A 19,505-nucleotide genomic window follows, 5' to 3' on the forward strand; every position below is an offset into this window, starting at 1 on the left:
TCTCAGGCCTCCGGGGGCTCGAACGAGCTGGTGCGGCGCAGCCCCGCGGCGCGCCCCTTGCCGGCGATCACCAGCGCCATCTTGCGGCTGGCCTCGTCGATCATCTCGTCGCCGAGCATCGCCGAGCCCTTCGCCCCGCCCGCCTCCGACGTGTGGTAGGCGTAGGCGTCCAGGATCAGTTCGGAGTGGTCGTAGTCCTCCTGCGACGGCGAGAACACCTCGTTGGCGGCGGCCACCTGGCCCGGGTGCAGCACCCACTTGCCGTCGAAGCCCAGCGCCGCGGCCCGTTCGGCGACGGCGCGGAAACCGTCGACGTTCCTGATCTGGAGGTAGGGCCCGTCGATGGCCTGGAGGTCGTGCGCGCGGGCGGCCATCAGGATCCGCATCAGGATGTAGTGGTACGCGTCGGCCGGATACCCGGGCGGCTGCTCGCCCACGACCAGCGACTTCATGTTGATCGACGCCATGAAGTCGGCGGGCCCGAACACGATCGTCTCCAGGCGGGGCGACGCCGCGGCGATCTCGTCGACGTTGACGAGGCCCTTGGCGTTCTCGATCTGCGCCTCGATGCCGATCCGGCCGACCTCCAGGCCCGTCGCCTTCTCGATCTGCGTGAGCAGCAGGTCCAGCGCCACCACCTGCTGGGCGTCCTGGACCTTGGGCAGCATGACGCAGTCGATGTTGGCGCCCGCACCCTCGACGACCGTGACGACGTCGCGGTACGTCCACTCGGTCGTCCAGTCGTTGACCCGCACCACGCGTGTCTTGCCCGTCCAGTCACCCTCGTTGAGGAACTTGACGATGGTGTGCCGGGCCTCCGGCTTGGCGAGCGGCGCGCAGGCGTCCTCCAGGTCCAGGAAGACCTGGTCCGCGGGGAGCGACTGGGCCTTCTCCAGGAACCGCGGGCTGGAGCCGGGCACCGCCAGGCAGGAGCGGCGCGGGCGCAGACGGTTGACACTGCCGGTCATGCGGGGACCTCCACGGGGTCGAGCTTGCTGGCTTGCCGGATCTCGTCGACGATACGGCCGACGATCTCCGTGATACCGAAGTCCTTGGGTGTGAACACGGCGGCCACACCCGCGCGCAGCAGCGCCTTCGCGTCACCGTCCGGGATGATCCCGCCGACGATCACCGGCAGGTCCGCCGCGCCCGCCGCGCGCAGCCGCCGCAGCACGTCGGGCACCAGCTCGGTGTGCGCGCCGGACAGGATCGACAGGCCCACGCAGTGAACGTCCTCGGCGAGCGCGGCCCCCACGATCTCCTCGGGGGTCAGCCGGATGCCCTGGTAGAGCACCTCGAACCCGGCGTCCCTGGCGCGCACCGCGATCTGCTCGGCGCCGTTGGAGTGCCCGTCGAGCCCCGGCTTGCCGACCAGCAGCCGCAGCCGGCCGCAGCCCAGGTCGGCGGCCGTGCGGTCCACCGCTGCGCGCACCCCGGCCAGCCGCCCGCCGTCCCAGGAGGGCACCGCGGCGGCCGTGGACGTCACGCCCGTGGGTGCCCGGTACTCGCCGAACACCTCCCTGAGCGCGCCCGCCCACTCACCCGTCGTGGCGCCCGCGCGTGCGCACTCCAGCGTGGCCTCCATCAGGTTCTCCGTGCCCGCCGCGGCCTTCTTGAGGCGCTCCAGCGCCTTGCAGGGCCTCGGGTGATTGAAGGGCGGCTGGTAGCGGGTGGCGCGCCACTCCTCCAGCGCCGCCACGACCCGGGACTGACCGGCCGGGTCCACCTGCTGCACGGCGGTGTCCAGATCGGCCGTGAGCGGGCTGGGCTCGGTGGTCTCGTAGCAGTTGACGCCGACGATCTTCTCCTCGCCCGACTCGATGCGGGCCCGGCGCGCCGCGTGCGAGGCCACCAGCTGCCCCTTGAGGTAGCCGGACTCGACGGCCGCGAGCAGCCCGCCCATCTCCTCGATCCGGTCCATCTCGGCGAGCGCCCGCTCCTGAAGGGCGGTCACCTCGGCCTCGACGACGCGCGACCCGGCGAAGAGGTCGTCGTACTCCAGCAGGTCGCTCTCGTGGGCGAGCACCTGCTGGATCCGCAGCGACCACTGCTGGTCCCAGGGCCGCGGCAGCCCCAGCGCCTCGTTCCAGGCGGGCAACTGCACGGCACGCGCGCGTGCGTCCTTCGAGAGGGTCACCGCCAGCATCTCCAGCACGATCCGCTGGACGTTGTTCTCGGGCTGGGACTCGGTCAGGCCGAGGGAGTTCACCTGCACGCCGTAGCGGAAGCGGCGCTGCCGGGGGTCCTCGATGCCGTACCGCTCGCGGGTGATGCGCTCCCACAGCCGGGCGAACGCGCGCATCTTGCACATCTCCTCGACGAACCGCACCCCGGCGTTGACGAAGAACGAGATGCGCCCGACCACGTCCCCGCGCCGCTCCGGGGGGATCTGCCCGGAGGCGAACACGGCGTCCAGCACGGCGGTGGCCGTGGACAGCGCGAAGGCGATCTCCTGGACGGGCGTGGCCCCGGCCTCCTGGAGGTGGTAGCTGCAGATGTTGACGGGGTTCCACTTCGGCATGTGGTGCACCGTGTACGCGATCAGGTCCGTGGTCAGCCGCAGGGACGGGCCCGGCGGGAACACGTAGGTGCCGCGGGAGAGGTACTCCTTGACGATGTCGTTCTGCGTGGTGCCGGAGAGCTGCGCGAGGGCGCCCTCGTCGAGGCCCTGCTCCTCGGCGACCACCTGGTAGAGCGCGAGCAGCCACATGGCGGTGGCGTTGATGGTCATCGAGGTGTTCGTCCGCTCCAGCGGGATGCCCTCGAAGAGCCGGCGCATGTCGCCCAGGTGGGACACCGGCACCCCCACCCGGCCGACCTCGCCCCTGGCCAGTACGTGGTCGGGGTCGTAACCGGTCTGCGTGGGCAGGTCGAACGCCACCGACAGGCCCGTCTGGCCCTTGGCGAGGCCCTGCCGGTACAGGGCGTTGGACGCCTCGGCGCTGGAGTGCCCGGCGTAGGTGCGCATCAGCCAGGGCCGGTCCTTCTGGCGGACGGCGGTCTCATGGTCGGTCATGGCGCCACCCTCAGACGGTGCGGAAGCGGTTGATGGCGTCGATGTGCCTGGCCCGCATCCCGGGGTCGCGCACGCCCAGGCCCTCCTCGGGTGCGAGGCACAGGACGCCGACCTTGCCCTGGTGGACGTTGCCGTGCACGTCCTGCGCGGCCTGCCCGGTCTCCGCCAGCGGGTACACCTTCGACAGCGTCGGGTGGATCCGGCCCTTGGAGATCAGCCGGTTGGCCTCCCAGGCCTCCCGGTAGTTCGCGAAGTGCGAGCCGATGATGCGCTTGAGCGACATCCACAGGTAGCGGTTGTCGTACTCGTGCCGGTAGCCGGACGTGGAGGCGCAGGTGACGATCGTGCCGCCCTTGCGCGTCACGTACACCGAGGCGCCGAACGTCTCACGGCCCGGGTGCTCGAAGACGATGTCGACGTCCTCGCCGCCCGTCAGCTCCCGTATCCGCTTGCCGAACCGCTTCCACTCGCGCGGGTCCTGGTTCCCCTCGTCCGCCCAGAAGGCGTAGCCCTCGGCGTTCCTGTCGATGATCGCCTCCGCGCCCATGGCCCGGCAGACCTCCGCCTTGTGCGGGCTGCTCACCACGCAGATCGGCGTGGCGCCGCCGGCCAGCGCGAACTGCGTGGCGTACGAGCCGAGTCCGCCGCTGGCGCCCCAGATGAGGACGTTGTCGCCCTGCTTCATGCCGGCGCCGTTGCGCGAGACCAACTGCCGGTAGGCGGTGGAGTTCACAAGACCAGGGGCGGCGGCCTCCTCCCACGTGAGGTGGTGGGGCTTGGGCATCAGCTGGTTGGACTTGACGAGGGCGATGTCGGCGAGGCCGCCGAAGTTGGTCTCGAATCCCCAGATGCGCTGCTCCGGGTCGAGCATGGTGTCGTTGTGGCCGTCGGAGGACTCCAGCTCCACGGAGAGGCAGTGCGCGACGACCTCGTCCCCGGGCTGCCAGGCGCTGACGCCGGGTCCGGTGCGCAGCACCACGCCCGCCAGGTCGGAGCCGATGACGTGGTAGGGCAGGTCGTGCCGCTTGCCCAGCTCGCCCATGCGGCCATAGCGCTCCAGGAAGGCGAAGGTCGGCAGCGGCTCGAAGAGCGCGGTCCACACGGAGTTGTAGTTCACCGAGGAGGCCATGACGGCGACCAGGGCCTCGCCGGGGCCGAGCTCCGGCAGGGGCACCTCGTCGACGTGCAGCGACTTGCGGGGGTCCTTGTCGTGGGTGGCGAGACCGGCGAACATCTCCGTCTCGTCCTTGTGCACGGTCACCGCGCGGTAGCCGTCCGGCAGGGGCAGGGCCGCGAAGTCAGCGGCCGTGACGGTGGCGGTGCCGTTCCGCGCGGTGGGCTGCGCCGACTGCGCTTGGATCGCGTCCAGGATTTCCTTCACGGTGGTGCCTCCGGCGAGGGATCGCCCGGCTTCGGCACGTGACCGGGGCCGGGAAGCGTCGGGGGGACGCTTTCGGGGACGAACGGGCTGCTGGGGCGAGGCTGGTGCCGCCCCTTCGGGGGCCGGGGCGCTGGTGTGCCCCGGGTGGGTGCCGTCGGTTCGGTGAAGGCGCCGCCCACTGCCCTGAGGTGTGGGAGTCACCCCAGCCGTGTGGTGGCGGCCGGGAGTGTCGCTCTTGAGATGCCTGTGACGCAGGCGCCCGGGCGCGCGGACCGACGGCCCGCGGGGACAACCGGCGCTCGGGAACTCCCGCGTGCCGGCCACCCGGACACCTTCAACGTATGGCACGGGGTGCCATAAGGCAAGGCACTGCGTGCCAAAACTTTCCCTCATCTGGCGCCTGGGCTGGTCAAATGAGCGATGATCGATAGCTTTTGGCAACGGGTTCCGGGGCTACGCCGAGGCCCCGGGCGAACCTGCTGGAGCCGGTGGGACCGCAGGGTCCCCACCTGACGGGCATTCATCAGGCGTTTATCCAGGACTGGTGCACTGGATGAGGTCGGCCGGCGCCGGTGCCCGCGCCCGGCCGGCCGCACCGGAGCGGACGAGTCGCGGGCACTCGGGGGAGTGTGGCGAGAAACGTGCTGAGAGAATCCGTCTTCCGGACCACCGACTTACCCGCGGAACACCGCCTCGACGGCTTCCGCGAGTGCCTGGTGAAGTCTCTGTTCCCGCAGGACCTCGTGGCCGAGCAGGCGGGGGGCTTCCGGGCCGAGGTGCGGCTGCTGGAGATCGGCGAGGTGCGGGTGTGGTCCACGGCCGTGCAGCCGGTGCGCTTCGTCAGGACGCCCCGGCTGATCCGGCAGGCCGACCCGGAGCTGTACCACCTCACGCTGCCGCTGCAAGGCACGGTGGACATCGCCCAGGCCGGCCGGCGGGCCCGGCACACGGCGCACGAGATGTACCTCGTCGACAGCTCCCGCCCCTTCGAGTGCGTCACCCGGGACTTCGCCGGCGTCGGCCTCTCCCTGCCCAGGAACCGGGTTCCGCTGCCGCCCGACGGAATCGAGCGGCTGCTGACCCGCCGGATGCCTGCCGGCGAGGGCGTGGGGGCGCTGCTCGCCGGCGTGCTCACCCAGATCGCCTCCGGCGGCCCCTACCTGCCCTCCGACGCGCCCCGGCTGGAACGGGTCGTGGTCGACCTGTTCTGCGCCACCCTCGCCCACCACCTCGACGCCGAGGACCGCACGGCGCCGGAGGCCCGCAGCCGCGACCTGACGGTGAGCATCCGCGCGTTCATCGAGCGCGGCCTGCACGACCCGGAGCTGGCCCCGCCCGCGATCGCCGCCGCGCACCACATCTCCCTCAGCTACCTGCACCGCCTCTTCCGGGCGGAGGGCACCACGGTCGCCGCGCTGATCCGCCGCATGCGGCTGGAGCGCGCCCACCGCGACCTCGGGGACCCGGCCCTCGCCGCCACCCCCATCCACGCCATCGCATCGCGCTGGGGCTTCAAGAGCCACGCCGACTTCACCCGCTCCTACCGCGGCGCCTACGGCACGAGCCCCCAGGAACACCGCCGCGGCGCCCCGCGCCGGGGGCTGCATCCGGTCCCGTCGGGGCAGGGCGCGGCGGCGTAGTCCGGGTCCCGATGGCGTCGTCCGGGTCCGGGCGGTGGCGTCGTGCGGGTGGAGGCAGTGGCGTGGTGCGGGTGGAGGCCGGTGCTCGGGGCGCTGGTGTCCAGAAGGCCCGGGGTTCGTGATCGGGCGTCAGGGGAGCCGTGGCCGGGCCTGCCACGCCCATCGCGCCCACCGCGCCCGTGCCCGGCGGACGTCCGCTGGGCATGATGGACGGGTGCCCACCCCTGCCGCCCACGCCCCGACGCACCGCACCCGGCCGCCCGCACGTCGTGGCGGTCCAGCCCCCACCGCGGAGGCCGCCGCATGAGCCAGGAAGCACCGGAGGGCTCGGACGGTGCGGAAGCGCCGGAGGATTCGAAGGGCCCGCAAGCACCTGAGTGCTCCGAGGGCCCGGAGGGTCCGGAGGCCGTCGACATGGTCGAGCGCGCCCGCCGGCTCGCCGCCGACGTGCTGGCACCGGCGGCCCAGCGGGTCGACCAGGAAGGCGTGCCGGCGAGCCACATCGACGCCGTGAAGCGGTCGGGGCTGCTGGGCCTCAACGCGCCCACGGCGTACGGCGGCGCGGCGGCGCCGGCGGCGGTGGCCCGCGAGACCGCCGAGATCCTCGCCGGCGCCTGCTGCTCGACGTGGTTCGTGCAGACGCAGCACCACACGCCGGTGAGCACGCTCGCCGCGAGCGACCGCCCGGTGCGGGAACGGCTGCTGCGCCCGCTGGCCACCGGCGCGCTGCTGTCCGGGGTCGCCTTCTCCTATTTGCGGGCCTTTCCGCGGGTCGTGGTGCGGGCCACGCCGGAGCCAGGCGGCTGGCGGTTCGACGGCCGGGTGCCCTGGTACACCGGGTGGGGCCTGAACGACGTGATGATGCTGGGCGGCCTGACCGACGACGGCGAGGTGCTGTTCGGCTTCACCGAGGCCCGCGCGCGGCCCGGACTGCGGCCTTCCGCCCCGCTGCGGCTCGCCGCGCTCGGCGCCTCCCACACCGTCGCCCTGGACCTGGCGGGCCTGTGGCTGCCCGACGACGCCGTCGTCCTGCACGTCCCGTACGAGGAGTGGGCGGCCACGGACCGCACGAGGAGCGCGAACACCTCCCCGGCGGTCCTGGGCGTCGCCCGAGCCGCCCTCGGCGTGCTGGCCGGGTCCGGCGCCGCCGGGGCCGCCGAGACGGCGCAGGCACTGCACGTCCGTCTGGACGGGATCCGGGCCGCCGCGTACGCGCTCGCCGACCTCCCCGGAACCGGCGAGCGCATCGGGGAGCGCCTGGCGCTCAGGACGGAGGCGTACGACGTGCTGCGCGCCGCCACCACCGCGGCGGTCGTGGCGGGCGGCGGCCGTGCGATGGGCCTGGACAGCCCGGCCCAACGGCTCGCCCGCGAGGGCCTGTTCCTCCAGGTGCAGGGTCAGACGGCGGACGTGCGTGCGGCCCAGCTGGCCGCTCTGGCGGCGTTCTCCTGAGCGCCCCGGCCCGATCCTCCCGGAGCCCGCGCGGCCCGGCTGAGGTGGAACCTCAGCCCGGCCGGCCCGGCTGAGGTTCCGCGCCCGGGCTTTCCGGCGCCCGGGCGGCCCCGCGCCGCGGCGATCCCGGCGGGTGGACGGGCCGGGCGGACCGGAAGGTGGGCCGGGCGGACCGGCGGGTGGGCCGGGCGGACCGGCGGGTGGGCACTGCGGACCGGCGGCGTCTCGCGGCAGGGTGGCCGCGGGCCGGCCGGCCCGCCCGAGGTCAGGCCCGTTCGCGCAGGGCGACCTCGATCGTGCGCATGATCTCGTCGAGCGGGGCGTCCGTGTGGGCCACCGTCACCAGGACGTCGCCGGTGGCGGTCGCCGTGGTGGACGGCATGGCGCCCTGGGTGCGGCCCGCGCCGATGCCGGTGCCGAAGGTCCTGCGGACGATGGCGAAGGCGTGGTCGAGCTGCTCCTCCAGGTCGCCCTTGCCGTCGGCGCGCAGCCAGCGGCGCAGTACGTGGTTGTGGGCGGTGACCACCGCGGATGCGGCGACCTCGGCGAGCAGCGGGTCGTCGTTGGTGGCGTCGTGGTGGGCGTGCTCGTCGAAGTGGCCCAGCAGGTAGCGGGTGAACAGCCGCTCGTACCGGGCGACGGAGGCGATCTCGGCTTCCCGGAGAGTGGGCACCTCGCGGGTGAGGCGGTAGCGGGCGACCGAGATCTCCGGGCGCGCCGCGTACATCTTCATCACTTCCTTGATCCCGCGGCAGACCGTGTCGAGCGGGTGCTCGTGCGCGGGTGCCGCGTTCAGCACCGCCTCCGCCCGTACGAGCGTGTCGTCGTGGTCCGGGAAGATCGCCTCTTCCTTGGAGCGGAAGTGCCGGAAGAACGTGCGGCGTGCCACCCCGGCCTGGGCCGCGATCTCGTCGACCGTCGTCGCCTCGTACCCCTTGGTGGCGAAGAGTTCCATCGCGGCGGCCGCCAGTTCGCGGCGCATTTTCAGCCGTTGGGCGGCGGCGCGGGAGCCCGCGGCGCGTTCGGGAGGGTCGGCGGTGGGCTGGGGCCGGGAGGACTTGGCGGGCTGGGACATGCCCCGAACGTACTGCATGTTCGCGGCCGGATGCGTAGGCACCGGGCCTGCCCCGGCCTCCGACGAGCCGGAATCGAGCAGTCCGCCCCAGGGCGCGCGGGACTCGCACCAGGCGGTCACGCGCGCGCCCGGAAGCACCCCGGAGCGTCCGGCGCCGGGCACCCCGGGGAGCGGCGGCCCGGGGAAAGGCGGCCCGGCCGGCGAAGGCCCGCTGCCCGCTCGCCCGGCGCCGGGGATGCCCGCGGAACCCGCCCGCCCGGCGCCGGGGACGCTCGCGGAACCCGGTATCCCCGCGCCGGGCACGCTCGCCGAACCCGGTCGCTCAGCGCCGGGCATGCTCGCGGAAGCCGCGGCCCGTCTTGCGGCCGAGGCAGCCCGCGGCCACCAGGTGTTCGAGCAGCGGGGCCGGCGCGAGGGACGGCTCGCGGAACTCGTGGTGGAGCACCCGCTCGATGGCCAGCGACACATCCAGCCCGACGACGTCCAGCAGCTCGAAGGGCCCCATCGGGTAGCCGGCGCCCAGCCGCATCGCGGCGTCGATGTCGTCCGGCGAGGCGTAGTGGTCCTGGACCATCTTCACCGCGTTGTTCAGGTACGGGAACAGCAGGGCGTTGACGATGAACCCGGCGCGGTCGCCGCAGTCCACCGGGTGCCTGCCGAGCCGGTCGCAGACCGCGCGGGCGGTGGCGCCCGCCTCGTCGCCGGTGAGCACGGTGCGCACCACCTCCACCAGCTTCATGGCCGGCGCCGGGTTGAAGAAGTGCAGGCCGACCACGTCCGCCGGACGTCCGGTGGCGCGGGCGCAGGCGATCACCGGCAGCGAGGAGGTGGTGGTGGCGAGCACCGCGCCCGGCCGGCAGATCCGGTCGAAGGCGGCGAACACGTCCCGCTTGACCGTGAGGTCCTCCACGACCGCCTCCACCGCGAGGTCGACGTCGGCGAGGGCCGCGTAGCCGCCCACCGGCGTGATCAGGTCGAGCGCGGCCCCGGCGGCGGCCTCGGTGAGCCTGCCGCGGGCGACGGAGCGGGCCAGCGACCGGCCGATCCGGTCCCTGGCGGCTTCCGCGCGCGCCAGGTCCCGCGCCGCGAGCACCACGGGCAGGCCGCCGGTGGCGAACACCTCCGTGATGCCGCACGCCATCGTGCCCGAGCCCGCCACGCCCACCGAGCGCACCGGGCGCGCGTCCCCGGTGCCCGCCCCGGCGGCCGGGGTGAGCGCGTCGGGCACGGTCTCGGCACTGCCCGCCGCGCGGTACGTGTAGAAGCCGCGGCCCGCCTTGCGCCCGGTCAGCCCGGCGTCGGCGAGCTGCCGCAGCAGCGGCGCGGGTGCGTGCAGCCGGTCGCCCGACTCGGCGTACAGGGCCTCCAGGACGGTGCAGGCGGTGTCGATGCCGACCAGGTCGAGCAGCGCGAGCGGCCCCATCGGCAGCCCGCAGCCCAGCCGCATGGCCGCGTCGATGTCCTCCCGCGCGGCGTACTTCGCCTCGTACATGGCGGCGGCCTGGTTGAGGTAGCCGAACAGCAGCCCGTCGGCGACGAACCCGGGCCGGTCGCCGACGGCCACCGGCTCCTTGCCGAGGTCGAGCGCGAGGTCGGTGACGGCGGCGACCGCGGCCGGCGCGGTGAGCACCGAGGAGACCACCTCGACCAGCCGCATCGCGGGCGCCGGGTGGAAGAAGTGCAGGCCGAGGACGCGCTCGGGCCGCCCGGAGCCGGCGGCGAGCCGGGTCACGGACAGCGCGTTGGTGCCGGTGGCGATGATCGTGCCGGGCCGCACGACGGCGTCCAGCGCCCGGATGACCTGCTGCTTGATCTCGTACGACTCGGGGGTCACCTCGATCACCAGGTCCGCGTTCGCCGCGGCGGCGACATCGGTGAAGGTGCGGAAGCGGGCGAGCGCGTCGCGCCGCTCCGACTCGCTGAGCCGGCCGCGGCGCACGGCGTGCGCGGTGGCGGCGTCCAGCGAGGCGGTGGCGCGGGACGCCGCCGCCTCGCTGACGTCGATGCCGATCACCTCGCGCCCGGCGCAGGCCAGCAGCTCGGCGATGCCGGTGCCCATCGTGCCGAGCCCGACGACGGCGACGCAGCGCAGTTCGGTACCGCCGGGCACGGCCGCCGGCGAGGTGGTCTCGGGGTGCGGCCGGGGCGAGGAGTTCTCCGGGTGCGGCCGGGGAGAGCCGACCGGGGCGGGACGGGACAGGGGAGAGGCCATGGGGGCTCCAGGTGGCGAAGGTCGGTGCCGGCCGGGGGCGCGCGTAGGGGCACGTGGCGGGCGAGCGCCGACCAGGGCCCTGCCGCGGCGGTGCCCTCCTGCGGGACGCGGCCCGCAGCTGCCTGGGCGCGCGCCCTCACACGGAGGCGCCCGTGCTCACGACACCGCACGAGCGGCCTCGCGCACGCGCCGGGCGCACCGGCGGAAAGGGGGAGCCGGCAGGCCCTGTCCCGGGACCTGCCGTGATGGCGCGCGCCGAAGCGTGCGCCGGATCCGTGCGCCGATACCGCACGAGGCGGGCCGGTGCCCGGAGTACCGAACCGACCATCGCCCGAGGCGGCTGCGTCACCAAGCCGCCCGGAGCGAGGAGCGGGGAGGTTGTCCCCGCTCTTATGAGCTTAACTGGTGAGTAACGAGCGCGCCAGAGGGTGTCCGGGACTATGTACGGGCTGTCCCTGTGATCTGCGTCCCGGCTACGCTCGGCGGTCATGGACGAAGAGTTGCGAGCGCTCACGGAGCGTTTACGGCGCGAGTCGGGTGGGGTGCCCGAGTTCGAGCGGCTGGTGGCGACCGCGGACGCCGACGGGCTGGCCGCCGTGCTGACCGCGGCGGGGCAGCCGCTGTGGGCCAGGGAACTGGCCGCGTTCCGGCTGGGCAGTGGCCGCGACCGCCGTGCCTTCGAGACGCTGGTGCTCCTGCTCAACCACCGCGACCCCGCGCGCTGCGCCTCGGCCGCCCGCGCCCTGGCCCGGCTGGGCGACCCGCGCACGGCCCGCGCGGCGGCGGCCCTCGCCACCAACGAGCTCCGGGTCGCCTACGCCCTGCATCCCGTCCGGCTGCTCACCGAGCTGCGCGCACCGGAGGCGGTGCCCGCCCTCATCACCACCCTCAGGCGGCGCCTGACGCCCCAGGACCCGTACGGCAAGGTGGCCCTGGCCTGCGTCGAGGGCCTGGGCGCCCTCGGCGACCGCCGCGCACGCCCCGTCCTCACGGACGCCGCGGGCTACCCGCGCCTGGCGGCTGCGGCAGAGGCGGCGCTCGCCCGCTTGCCGGGCTGACGGCGCGCCCCGTGCACCTCGTTCGGTCCGGTGGCCCGGACCCGGAGACGGCCGCGACTGCCCCTTCGGCCCGGTGGCGGTCTGCGCGTTTCGCCGTGGCCGCTCGCGCAGTTCCCCGCGCCCCTGACAGGGCCGTGGCTGAGGGAGGCGCGTAGCGCCGCCTTTGAGGGGCGCGGGGAACTGCGCAAAAGCCCACGACGGCCAGGTGGTCCGGACTCGACCGAAACCACTCCCACGGCCAACGCGGCGCCCCCGCCGCCCCCTCACAGGATGGTGAGCTGGGTATGCCCGCCCCCCCGCCTCCTCCGCGGGCACAGCCCGCCCATGCTCCGGCTCCGGCTCCGGCATGCGCAGCCTCCGCGGGCCGCCCGCCCGCGCGGGCCCGATGCCGAACTCGCGGGCCAGGTCGTGCACCTCGCGCGTCACCCGGCGCTGGTACCACTTGGGCGCGTACGCACCGGCCGCGTACAGCCGCTCGTAGCGCCGCACCAGGTGGGGGTGGTGCTGCTCCAGCCACGCCATGTACCACTCGCGGGCGCCCGGCCGCAGGTGCAGCACGAGCGGCGTCACGGAGGTCGCGCCGGCCGCGGCGATGGCGCGGACCGTGGCGCGGAGCTGGTCGGGGTGGTCGCTCAGGAACGGCAGCACGGGCGCCATCAGCACCCCGCAGCCCAGGCCCGCGTCGGTCAGCGTCCGCACCACGTCCAGGCGCCGCTGCGGGGCCGGCGTGCCGGGCTCCACGGAGTGCCACAGCTCCTGGTCGACGAAGCCCACCGACACCGACAGGCCCACGTCGGTGACCTGCGCGGCCTCGGTGAGCAGGTCCAGGTCGCGCAGGATCAGGGTGCCCTTGGTCAGGATGGAGAACGGGTTGGCGTGGTCGCGCAGCGCCGCGATGATGCCCGGCATGAGCCGGTAGCGGCCCTCGGCGCGCTGGTAGCAGTCGACGTTGGTGCCCATCGCTATGTGCTCGCCCCGCCAGCGCGCCGAGCCGAGCTGGCGGCGGAGCAGCTCGGGGGCGTTGACCTTCACCACGATCTGCGAGTCGAAGCCGTGCCCGGTGTCCAGGTCGAGGTAGCTGTGGGTCTTGCGGGCGAAACAGTAGACGCAGGCGTGACTGCAGCCTCGGTACGGGTTGACCGTCCACTCGAAGGGCATCCGGGAGGCGCCCGGGACGCGGTTGACGATCGACCGCGCGCGCACCTCGTGGAAGGTGATGCCGCGGAACTCCGGGGTGTCGAAGGTGCGGGTCGTCACCGCGGCGGTGCCGAACAGCGCGATGTCCCCGGGCACACCGCCGTCCGGACCCATGGCGGGCTTCTCTGTGAGGTTCTCCCAGCGCATGACGCCTCCTAGACGGCGCTCGGCAGCAGCACGCGACACACAATAGAACACATGTTCCCTTGATCGTGCGCGCCGGTGTCCGGCGGCGTGCCGCGCGCCCTGATTTGGGTGCGCGGACCGCGGGGTGATTGGCTGTGATCGTCCGTGTGGCAACCAGGGAGGAAGTGTCATGGCGCAGGTCGAGGCCGTCACCGAACGGATCATCGCGGCTCAGCCGGACGACGTCTTCGACGCGCTGGCCGACTACAGCGGCACCCGGGAGTCGGTGCTCACCGAGCACTTCAGCGAGTACGAGGTGCGCGAGGGCGGCGACGGCGAGGGGACCCTCGTGCACTGGAAGCTCCAGGCCACCAGCAAGCGGGTGCGGGACTGCCTGATGGAGGTGACCGAGCCCACCGACGGCGAGCTCGTCGAGCGGGACCGGAACTCGTCGATGGTCAGCACCTGGCGGGTCACCCCCGCGGGCGAGGGCAAGGCCCGGGTGGTCGTCACCACGGTCTGGAACGGCGCCGGCGGCATCGGCGGGTTCTTCGAGAAGACCTTCGCGCCCAAGGGCCTCGGCCGGATCTACGGGGCCGTGCTGGACAAGCTCGCGCAGCGCCTCGAAAGCTGACACCGGGACCGCTCGCCACCGCCCCCGGGACCGGCCCTCGGCCCCCGGGGACCGGCGGCGCCCGGCGGCCGCCTCGATCCGGTCGCCGCTCTCGGCCCGGCCCCGCACCGGGTGCCCCATCAGATCCCGTTCGCCCGGCCCGCACCGGTGGTGCGGCATGACCACTTGCGCCACAGCGGACGAGCATGTTGGCTTTCATCGGCTCTGACCTGGGGAGAACGGAGGGCGAGTGAAGATCGTCATCAGCGCCGACATGGAGGGCGCGACGGGCGTGACCTGGCCCGCGGACGTACTTCCCGGCACTCCGCAGTGGGAGCGCTGCCGGGCGATGTTCACCTCGGACGTCAACGCCGCCGTCCTCGGACTCCTGGACGGCGGAGCCGACGAGGTGCTCATCAACGAGGCCCACTGGACGATGCGCAACCTCCTCCTGGAGAACCTGGACGAGCGCGCCCAGATGCTCACCGGCCGCCACAAGTCCCTGTCCATGGTGGAGGGAGTGCAGCACGGCGACGTCGACGGCATCGCGTTCGTCGGCTACCACACGGGCGCCGGCATGGAGGGCGTCCTCGCCCACACCTACCTCGCCAACTCCATCACCGGCGTCTGGCTGAACGGCCGGCGGGCCAGCGAGGGCCTGCTGAACGCCGCCGTCGTCGCCGAGTACGGCATCCCCGTGGTCCTGGTCACCGGGGACGACCTCACCTGCGAGGACGCCCTCGGCTACGCGCCCGAGGCGCTGAAGGTCGCCGTCAAGGACCACGTCTCGCGGTACGCCGCGGTGTGCCGCACCCCGGCCCGCACCGCCGCCGACATCAGGGCCGCCGCCGAGCAGGCCGCCGCCCTCGCCGTGCGGTACGAGCCCGCCGCGGACGCGGGGCCGTACACCGTGCGGGTGGAGTTCGACGCGGAGCACCTGTCGATGGCGACCACCGTCGTCCCGGGTGTCACCAGGACCGGTGAGCGCACCGTCGAGTACACCAGCGACACCATGTACGAGGGCATCCGTACCTTCAAGGCGGTCACCACGATCGCCTCGGCCGCCGTGGAGGAGCAGTATGGCTGAGCAGTACGGGACGGCACCGGGAGCCGCGGGCCCCGCGGCGGCAGAGCGCCCGTCGGTGAACGGCAGCGCGCCGTCCGCGTCCGGCGCGGCGGCCCCGGGTCCCGACGCGCGGGCGCTCGACGAGGTGGTGCGCTTCACCTCCGAGCTGATCCGCATCGACACGTCCAACTACGGCGGCGGCTCCTGCAAGGAGCGGCCCGCGGCCGAGTACGCCGCCGAACTGCTCGCGGACGCCGGCCTCACCCCCACCCTGCTGGAGCGCACTCCCGGCCGCACCAACGTGGTCGCCCGCATCCCCGGCTCCGACCCGGGCGCCCCGGCCCTGCTGGTCCACGGCCACCTGGACGTGGTGCCCGCGCAGGCCGACGACTGGAGCGTGCACCCGTTCTCCGGCGAGGTCGCCGACGGCGTCGTCTGGGGCCGCGGCGCCATCGACATGAAGAACATGGACGCGATGATCCTCGCCGTGGCCCGCCACTGGGCGCGCGGCGGCATCCGGCCCCGCCGCGACATCGTGATCGCCTTCACCGCCGACGAGGAGGCCAGCGCCGAGGACGGCTCCGGCTTCCTCGCCGACCGGCACGCCGTGCTCTTCGAGGGCTGCACGGAGGGCATCAGCGAGTCGGGGGCGTTCACCCTGCACGACGGGCAGGGCCGCCACATCTACCCCATCGCGGCAGGCGAGCGCGGCACGGCCTGGCTGAAGCTGACCGCCCGCGGCGTCGCCGGTCACGGCTCGCGGATCAACAGCGACAACGCGGTCACCCGCCTCGCCGCCGCCATCACGCGCATCGGCGAGTACGAGTGGCCCGTCCGGCTCACCCCGACCGTCCGCGCCGCCCTCACGGAACTCGCCGCGCTCTACGGCGTCGAGGCCGACCTCGACGGCGCCGACAGCGGTGTGGACGACCTGATCGCCCGCCTCGGCCACGCCGGCCGGCTCGTCGCCCCGACCGCCCGCAACAGCGCCAACCCGACCATGCTGGACGCCGGCTACAAGGTCAACGTCATCCCCGGCGAGGCCGTCGCCCACGTCGACGGGCGCTACCTGCCGGGCGGCGAGGAGGAGTTCAGGGCCACCCTCGACCGGCTCACCGGCCCCCATGTCGACTGGGAGTTCGCGCACCGCGAGATCGCCCTCCAGGCGCCCGTCGACTCGCCCACGTTCGCCAGGATGCGCACCGCCATCGAGGAGTTCGCGCCCGAGGCCCACGTGGTGCCGTTCTGCATGCCCGGCGGCACCGACGCCAAGCAGTTCTCGCGGCTCGGCATCACCGGGTACGGCTACACCCCGCTGAAGCTGCCCGAGGGCTTCGACTACCACGCGCTGTTCCACGGCGTCGACGAGCGGGTGCCGGTCGAGGCGCTGCACTTCGGCGTCCGCGTCCTCGACCGCTTCCTGCGCACGGCATGAGGGCCGCCCGCCGCCCGCACGGCAACCCCGGCGGGCACACCACAGGCGCCGGCATCCGGACGCACGCCCGCGTCCGGACCGGCACGAGCAACGTGAACACAGCGGGAATGGGGAGATGATGCGGACTCAGCCGTACGGATCCTGGCCGTCGCCGATCGACGCGCGGCTCGCCGCCGCGCACGACGGGCGCCCCGAGAACGTCGGGTTCGTCGGGGACGAGGCATGGTGGACCGAGCCGCGGCCCACCGAGGGCGGGCGGCGCGCCCTGATGCGGCGCAGGCCGGGCGGGGCGCCCGTCTCCGTGCTGCCGGCGCCGTGGAACGTGCGCAGCCGCGTCATCGAATACGGCGGGCAGCCCTGGGCCGGCGTGGCACGGCCCGGCGCGGCGGGGCCCCTGCTGGTCTTCGCCGACTTCACCGACCAGCGCCTGTACGCGTACGAGCCCGACGTGGCCGGTGCCGAACCCCGCCCGCTGACCCCGCTCTCCCCGGTGGGCGGCGGGCTGCGCTGGGTCGATCCCACCGTGCACGCCGAGCGCGGCGAGGTCTGGTGTGTCCTGGAGGAGTTCACCGGCGAGGGCCCGGCCGACCTCCGGCGCGTGCTGGCCGCCGTACCGCTGGACGGCTCCGCGGCCGAGGACCGCGGCGCCGTACGGGAACTGGCCGACGACCGGCACCGCTTCGTCACCGGCGCCCGCCTGTCGCCGGACGGCACCCGGGCCGCCTGGCTGGCCTGGGACCACCCCCGGATGCCGTGGGACAGCACGCGGGTGCTGCTCGCCGAGGTCCGCGCCGACGGCACGCTCTCCGAGCCGGTCCAGGTCGCCGGCGGAGGGGAGGAGGCCGTCTCGCAGGTCGAGTGGGACCACGCGGGCCGGCTGCTGTTCGCCAGCGACCGCACCGGCTGGTGGAACCTCTACCGGGCGGACGGCACCGGCCCGGCGGACGTCGCCGCGGCGGCCCCGCTCCGGGCGCGCGACGAGGAGTTCGCCGGGCCGCTCTGGCGGATCGGCGCGCGCTGGTTCGCGGCGCTGCCCGACGGGCGGATCGCCGTGCTGCACGGCAAGGGCGCGCTCGCCCTCGGCATCCTCGACCCGGACAGCGGCAAGGTCACCGACATCGGCGGCCCCTGGACCGAGTGGACCGCGACGCTCTCCGTGCACGGCACCCGCGTGGTCGGCGTGGCCGCCGGAACCCACCGCGGCCACGAGGTGGTCGAGGCCGACGCCGTCACCGGGGAGGCCGCCGTGATCGGCTCCCCGCACGAGGACCCGGTGGACCCCGCGTACTACCCCGAACCGGAGGTCCGCACCTTCCCGGGCCCCGGCGGCCGGGAGATCCACGCCCAGGTCTACCCGCCGCACCACCCCGAGCACGCCGGCCCCGACGGCGAGCTGCCGCCGTACGTGGTCTGGGCGCACGGCGGCCCCACCTCGCGCGTCCCGCTCGTCCTCGACCTGGAGATCGCCTACTTCACCTCCCGCGGCATCGGGGTCGTCGAGGTCAACTACGGCGGCTCCGCGGGATACGGCCGCGCCTACCGCAACCGCCTGAACGAGCAGTGGGGCGTCGTGGACGTCGAGGACTGCGCCGCGGTGGCCTCGGCGCTGGCCGAGGAGGGCACCGCGGACCCCGGCCGGCTCGCCATCCGCGGCGGCAGCGCCGGCGGCTGGACCACGGCCGCCTCGCTCGCCACCACCGACCGGTACGCCTGCGGCACCATCCTCTTCCCCATCCTCGACCTCACCGCCTGGGGCAGCGGCGAGACGCACGACTTCGAGTCCCAGTACCTGGAGTCGCTGATCGGCCCGCTCGCCGAGGTGCCCGAGCGGTACCGGGAGCGCTCGCCCTCCGAGCACGCCGGCCAGGTCACGGCGCCCTTCCTGCTGCTCCAGGGCCTGGACGACGTGATCTGCCCGCCCTCGCAGTGCGAGCGCTTCCTCGCCAAGCTGGCGGGCCGGGACCTGCCGCACGCCTACATCGCCTTCGAGGGCGAGGGGCACGGCTTCCGGCGCGCGGACTCCATGATCCGCTCGCTGGAGGCGGAGCTGTCCCTGTACGCGCAGGTCTTCGGGCTGAACCCGCCCGGCATCCCCACCCTGCAGCTCACCCGATGACGGCGTCCGACGCGGCCCCGGCGCCGGGTGCCGGCGCCCCTCCCGTGTCCGCCGTGCCGGGCGGCGCCGGTGCCGGCCGGGTGCCGGCGCGCGAAGGTGCCGCGGCGGCCCCGGCGCCCCTGCGACCGCTGACCCGGCCCGCCCGGCTGCGCCCCGGCTCGCGGGTGGCCGTGGTCGCGCCCAGCGGGCCGGTGCCCGCGGACCGCCTCGAAGCGGGGCTCGACATCCTCCGCGGCTGGCACCTGGACCCCGTCGTCGGCTCCCATGTGCTGGACCGGCACCCCGACTTCGGATACCTCGCGGGGACGGACGCCGACCGTGCGGCCGACCTCCAGCGGGCCTGGTGCGACCCGGCCGTCGAGGCGGTGCTGTGCGCCCGCGGCGGCTACGGGGTGCAGCGCATGGTGGACCTGCTCGACTGGGACGCGCTGCGGGCCGCGGGCCCCAAGGTGTTCCTGGGCTTCAGCGACATCACGGCGCTGCACGAGGCGTTCGCCGCCCGGATGGGCCTCGCCACCGTGCACGGGCCGATGGTCGGGGGCGTCGACTTCGTCAAGAGCACCCGTGCCCAGGACCACCTGCGGGCCACCCTGTTCGCGCCGGAGAGCACCGCCGTGATCCGGGGCGGCCGGGTCCTCGTGCCCGGCCGGGCGGAGGGCGTCACGTTCGGCGGCTGCCTCTCGCTGCTCGCCGCGGGCGCCGGCACCCCCGATACCCGGCCCTCGGCGCGCGGTGGCGTGCTGCTCCTGGAGGACGTCGGCGAGGAGGCGTACCGGCTGGACCGCTACCTCACCCAGCTGGCGCGCGCCGGATGGTTCGACGGGGTGAGCGGGGTGGTGCTCGGCTCCTGGGAGCAGTGCGGTCCGCCCGGCGAGCTGGCGGCCCTGTTCGCCGACCGGCTCGGGGGCCTCGGCGTTCCCGTCGTGGCGGATGCCGGCTTCGGTCACTGCACGGACGCGCTCACCATGCCCCTCGGCGCCCGCGCCGAGCTGGTCGCGGACGACCCCGGCGCCGAGCCGGAACTGCGGCTGGCGGAACCCGCCCTCGCCTGACCGGCCGGGGCCAGCGGGTATGCCTGTGCCCGCGCCCCCGCCGGGCGGCCTCGCGCCGTGCCGGGC

At 74.4% G+C, this 19,505-nt stretch carries 13 protein-coding genes and 1 pseudogene; 8 read left to right on the forward strand and 6 right to left on the reverse strand.

Going from position 1 to position 19,505, the window contains the following annotated elements; translation table 11 throughout:
- Nucleotides 1-2 precede the first annotated feature (2 nt).
- Genes Sm713_RS33850 through ccrA form a run of 3 tightly spaced genes read right to left on the reverse strand, consistent with a single transcriptional unit; the run spans nt 3 to nt 4,397 of the window.
- A complete protein-coding gene (locus tag Sm713_RS33850) occupies nt 3-968 on the reverse strand; it encodes a CoA ester lyase (RefSeq protein WP_212913764.1) in 966 nt (321 codons plus the stop codon).
- On the reverse strand, nt 965-3,016 hold the full coding sequence (locus Sm713_RS33855; RefSeq protein ID WP_212913765.1) for a protein meaA: 2,052 nt from the start codon (nt 3,014-3,016) through the stop codon (nt 965-967). The genes Sm713_RS33850 and Sm713_RS33855 overlap by 4 nt, the downstream gene beginning before the upstream one ends.
- A 10-nt stretch (nt 3,017-3,026) precedes the next feature.
- On the reverse strand, nt 3,027-4,397 hold the full coding sequence (ccrA, locus tag Sm713_RS33860) for a crotonyl-CoA carboxylase/reductase (RefSeq protein ID WP_212913766.1): 1,371 nt from the start codon (nt 4,395-4,397) through the stop codon (nt 3,027-3,029).
- Between the two features lie 641 nt (nt 4,398-5,038).
- On the opposite strand from ccrA, the gene Sm713_RS33865 reads away from it, so the two are divergent.
- Together Sm713_RS33865 and Sm713_RS33870 are read left to right on the forward strand one after the other, a co-directional pair.
- Entirely contained in the window at nt 5,039-6,037 is a 999-nt protein-coding gene (locus Sm713_RS33865; protein WP_212913767.1) for a helix-turn-helix domain-containing protein, read from the forward strand.
- A gap of 414 nt (nt 6,038-6,451) precedes the next feature.
- A complete protein-coding gene (locus tag Sm713_RS33870) occupies nt 6,452-7,489 on the forward strand; it encodes an acyl-CoA dehydrogenase family protein (RefSeq protein ID WP_212915037.1) in 1,038 nt (345 codons plus the stop codon).
- A gap of 265 nt (nt 7,490-7,754) precedes the next feature.
- Here the strand turns inward: Sm713_RS33870 and Sm713_RS33875 are convergent, their stop codons facing one another.
- A complete protein-coding gene (locus Sm713_RS33875) occupies nt 7,755-8,564 on the reverse strand; it encodes a TetR family transcriptional regulator (protein WP_212913768.1) in 810 nt (269 codons plus the stop codon).
- A 322-nt stretch (nt 8,565-8,886) separates the two neighbouring features.
- Nucleotides 8,887-10,776: a 3-hydroxyacyl-CoA dehydrogenase family protein gene (locus tag Sm713_RS33880; protein WP_212913769.1), complete on the reverse strand. Its 1,890-nt coding sequence runs from the start codon at nt 10,774-10,776 to the stop codon at nt 8,887-8,889.
- A 488-nt stretch (nt 10,777-11,264) separates the two neighbouring features.
- On the opposite strand from Sm713_RS33880, the gene Sm713_RS33885 reads away from it, so the two are divergent.
- On the forward strand, nt 11,265-11,834 hold the full coding sequence (locus Sm713_RS33885) for an adenylosuccinate lyase (protein ID WP_212915038.1): 570 nt from the start codon (nt 11,265-11,267) through the stop codon (nt 11,832-11,834).
- A 309-nt stretch (nt 11,835-12,143) separates the two neighbouring features.
- Here the strand turns inward: Sm713_RS33885 and Sm713_RS33890 are convergent.
- Nucleotides 12,144-13,178: pseudogene (locus tag Sm713_RS33890) on the reverse strand (Rv2578c family radical SAM protein); the annotation flags it as partial.
- A gap of 169 nt (nt 13,179-13,347) precedes the next feature.
- On the opposite strand from Sm713_RS33890, the gene Sm713_RS33895 reads away from it, so the two are divergent.
- The 5 genes from Sm713_RS33895 to Sm713_RS33915 all read left to right on the forward strand — a co-directional run bounded on the left by Sm713_RS33895 (nt 13,348) and on the right by Sm713_RS33915 (nt 19,439).
- Nucleotides 13,348-13,791: an SRPBCC family protein gene (locus Sm713_RS33895; protein ID WP_212913770.1), complete on the forward strand. Its 444-nt coding sequence runs from the start codon at nt 13,348-13,350 to the stop codon at nt 13,789-13,791.
- 229 nt (nt 13,792-14,020) lie between these two features.
- Nucleotides 14,021-14,857: a M55 family metallopeptidase gene (locus tag Sm713_RS33900; RefSeq protein ID WP_212913771.1), complete on the forward strand. Its 837-nt coding sequence runs from the start codon at nt 14,021-14,023 to the stop codon at nt 14,855-14,857.
- Nucleotides 14,850-16,271, forward strand: coding sequence for a M20/M25/M40 family metallo-hydrolase (locus Sm713_RS33905; RefSeq protein WP_212913772.1), 1,422 nt, complete (start codon nt 14,850-14,852; stop codon nt 16,269-16,271). The genes Sm713_RS33900 and Sm713_RS33905 overlap by 8 nt, the downstream gene beginning before the upstream one ends.
- 115 nt (nt 16,272-16,386) lie before the next feature.
- A complete protein-coding gene (locus Sm713_RS33910; RefSeq protein WP_249416876.1) occupies nt 16,387-18,387 on the forward strand; it encodes an LpqB family beta-propeller domain-containing protein in 2,001 nt (666 codons plus the stop codon).
- Nucleotides 18,388-18,506: 119 nt separating this feature from the next.
- On the forward strand, nt 18,507-19,439 hold the full coding sequence (locus Sm713_RS33915; RefSeq protein WP_212915040.1) for an LD-carboxypeptidase: 933 nt from the start codon (nt 18,507-18,509) through the stop codon (nt 19,437-19,439).
- Nucleotides 19,440-19,505: the final 66 nt, after the last annotated feature.

This window comes from Streptomyces sp. TS71-3 (assembly GCF_018327685.1).
Classification (GTDB): Bacteria; Actinomycetota; Actinomycetes; order Streptomycetales; family Streptomycetaceae; genus Streptomyces.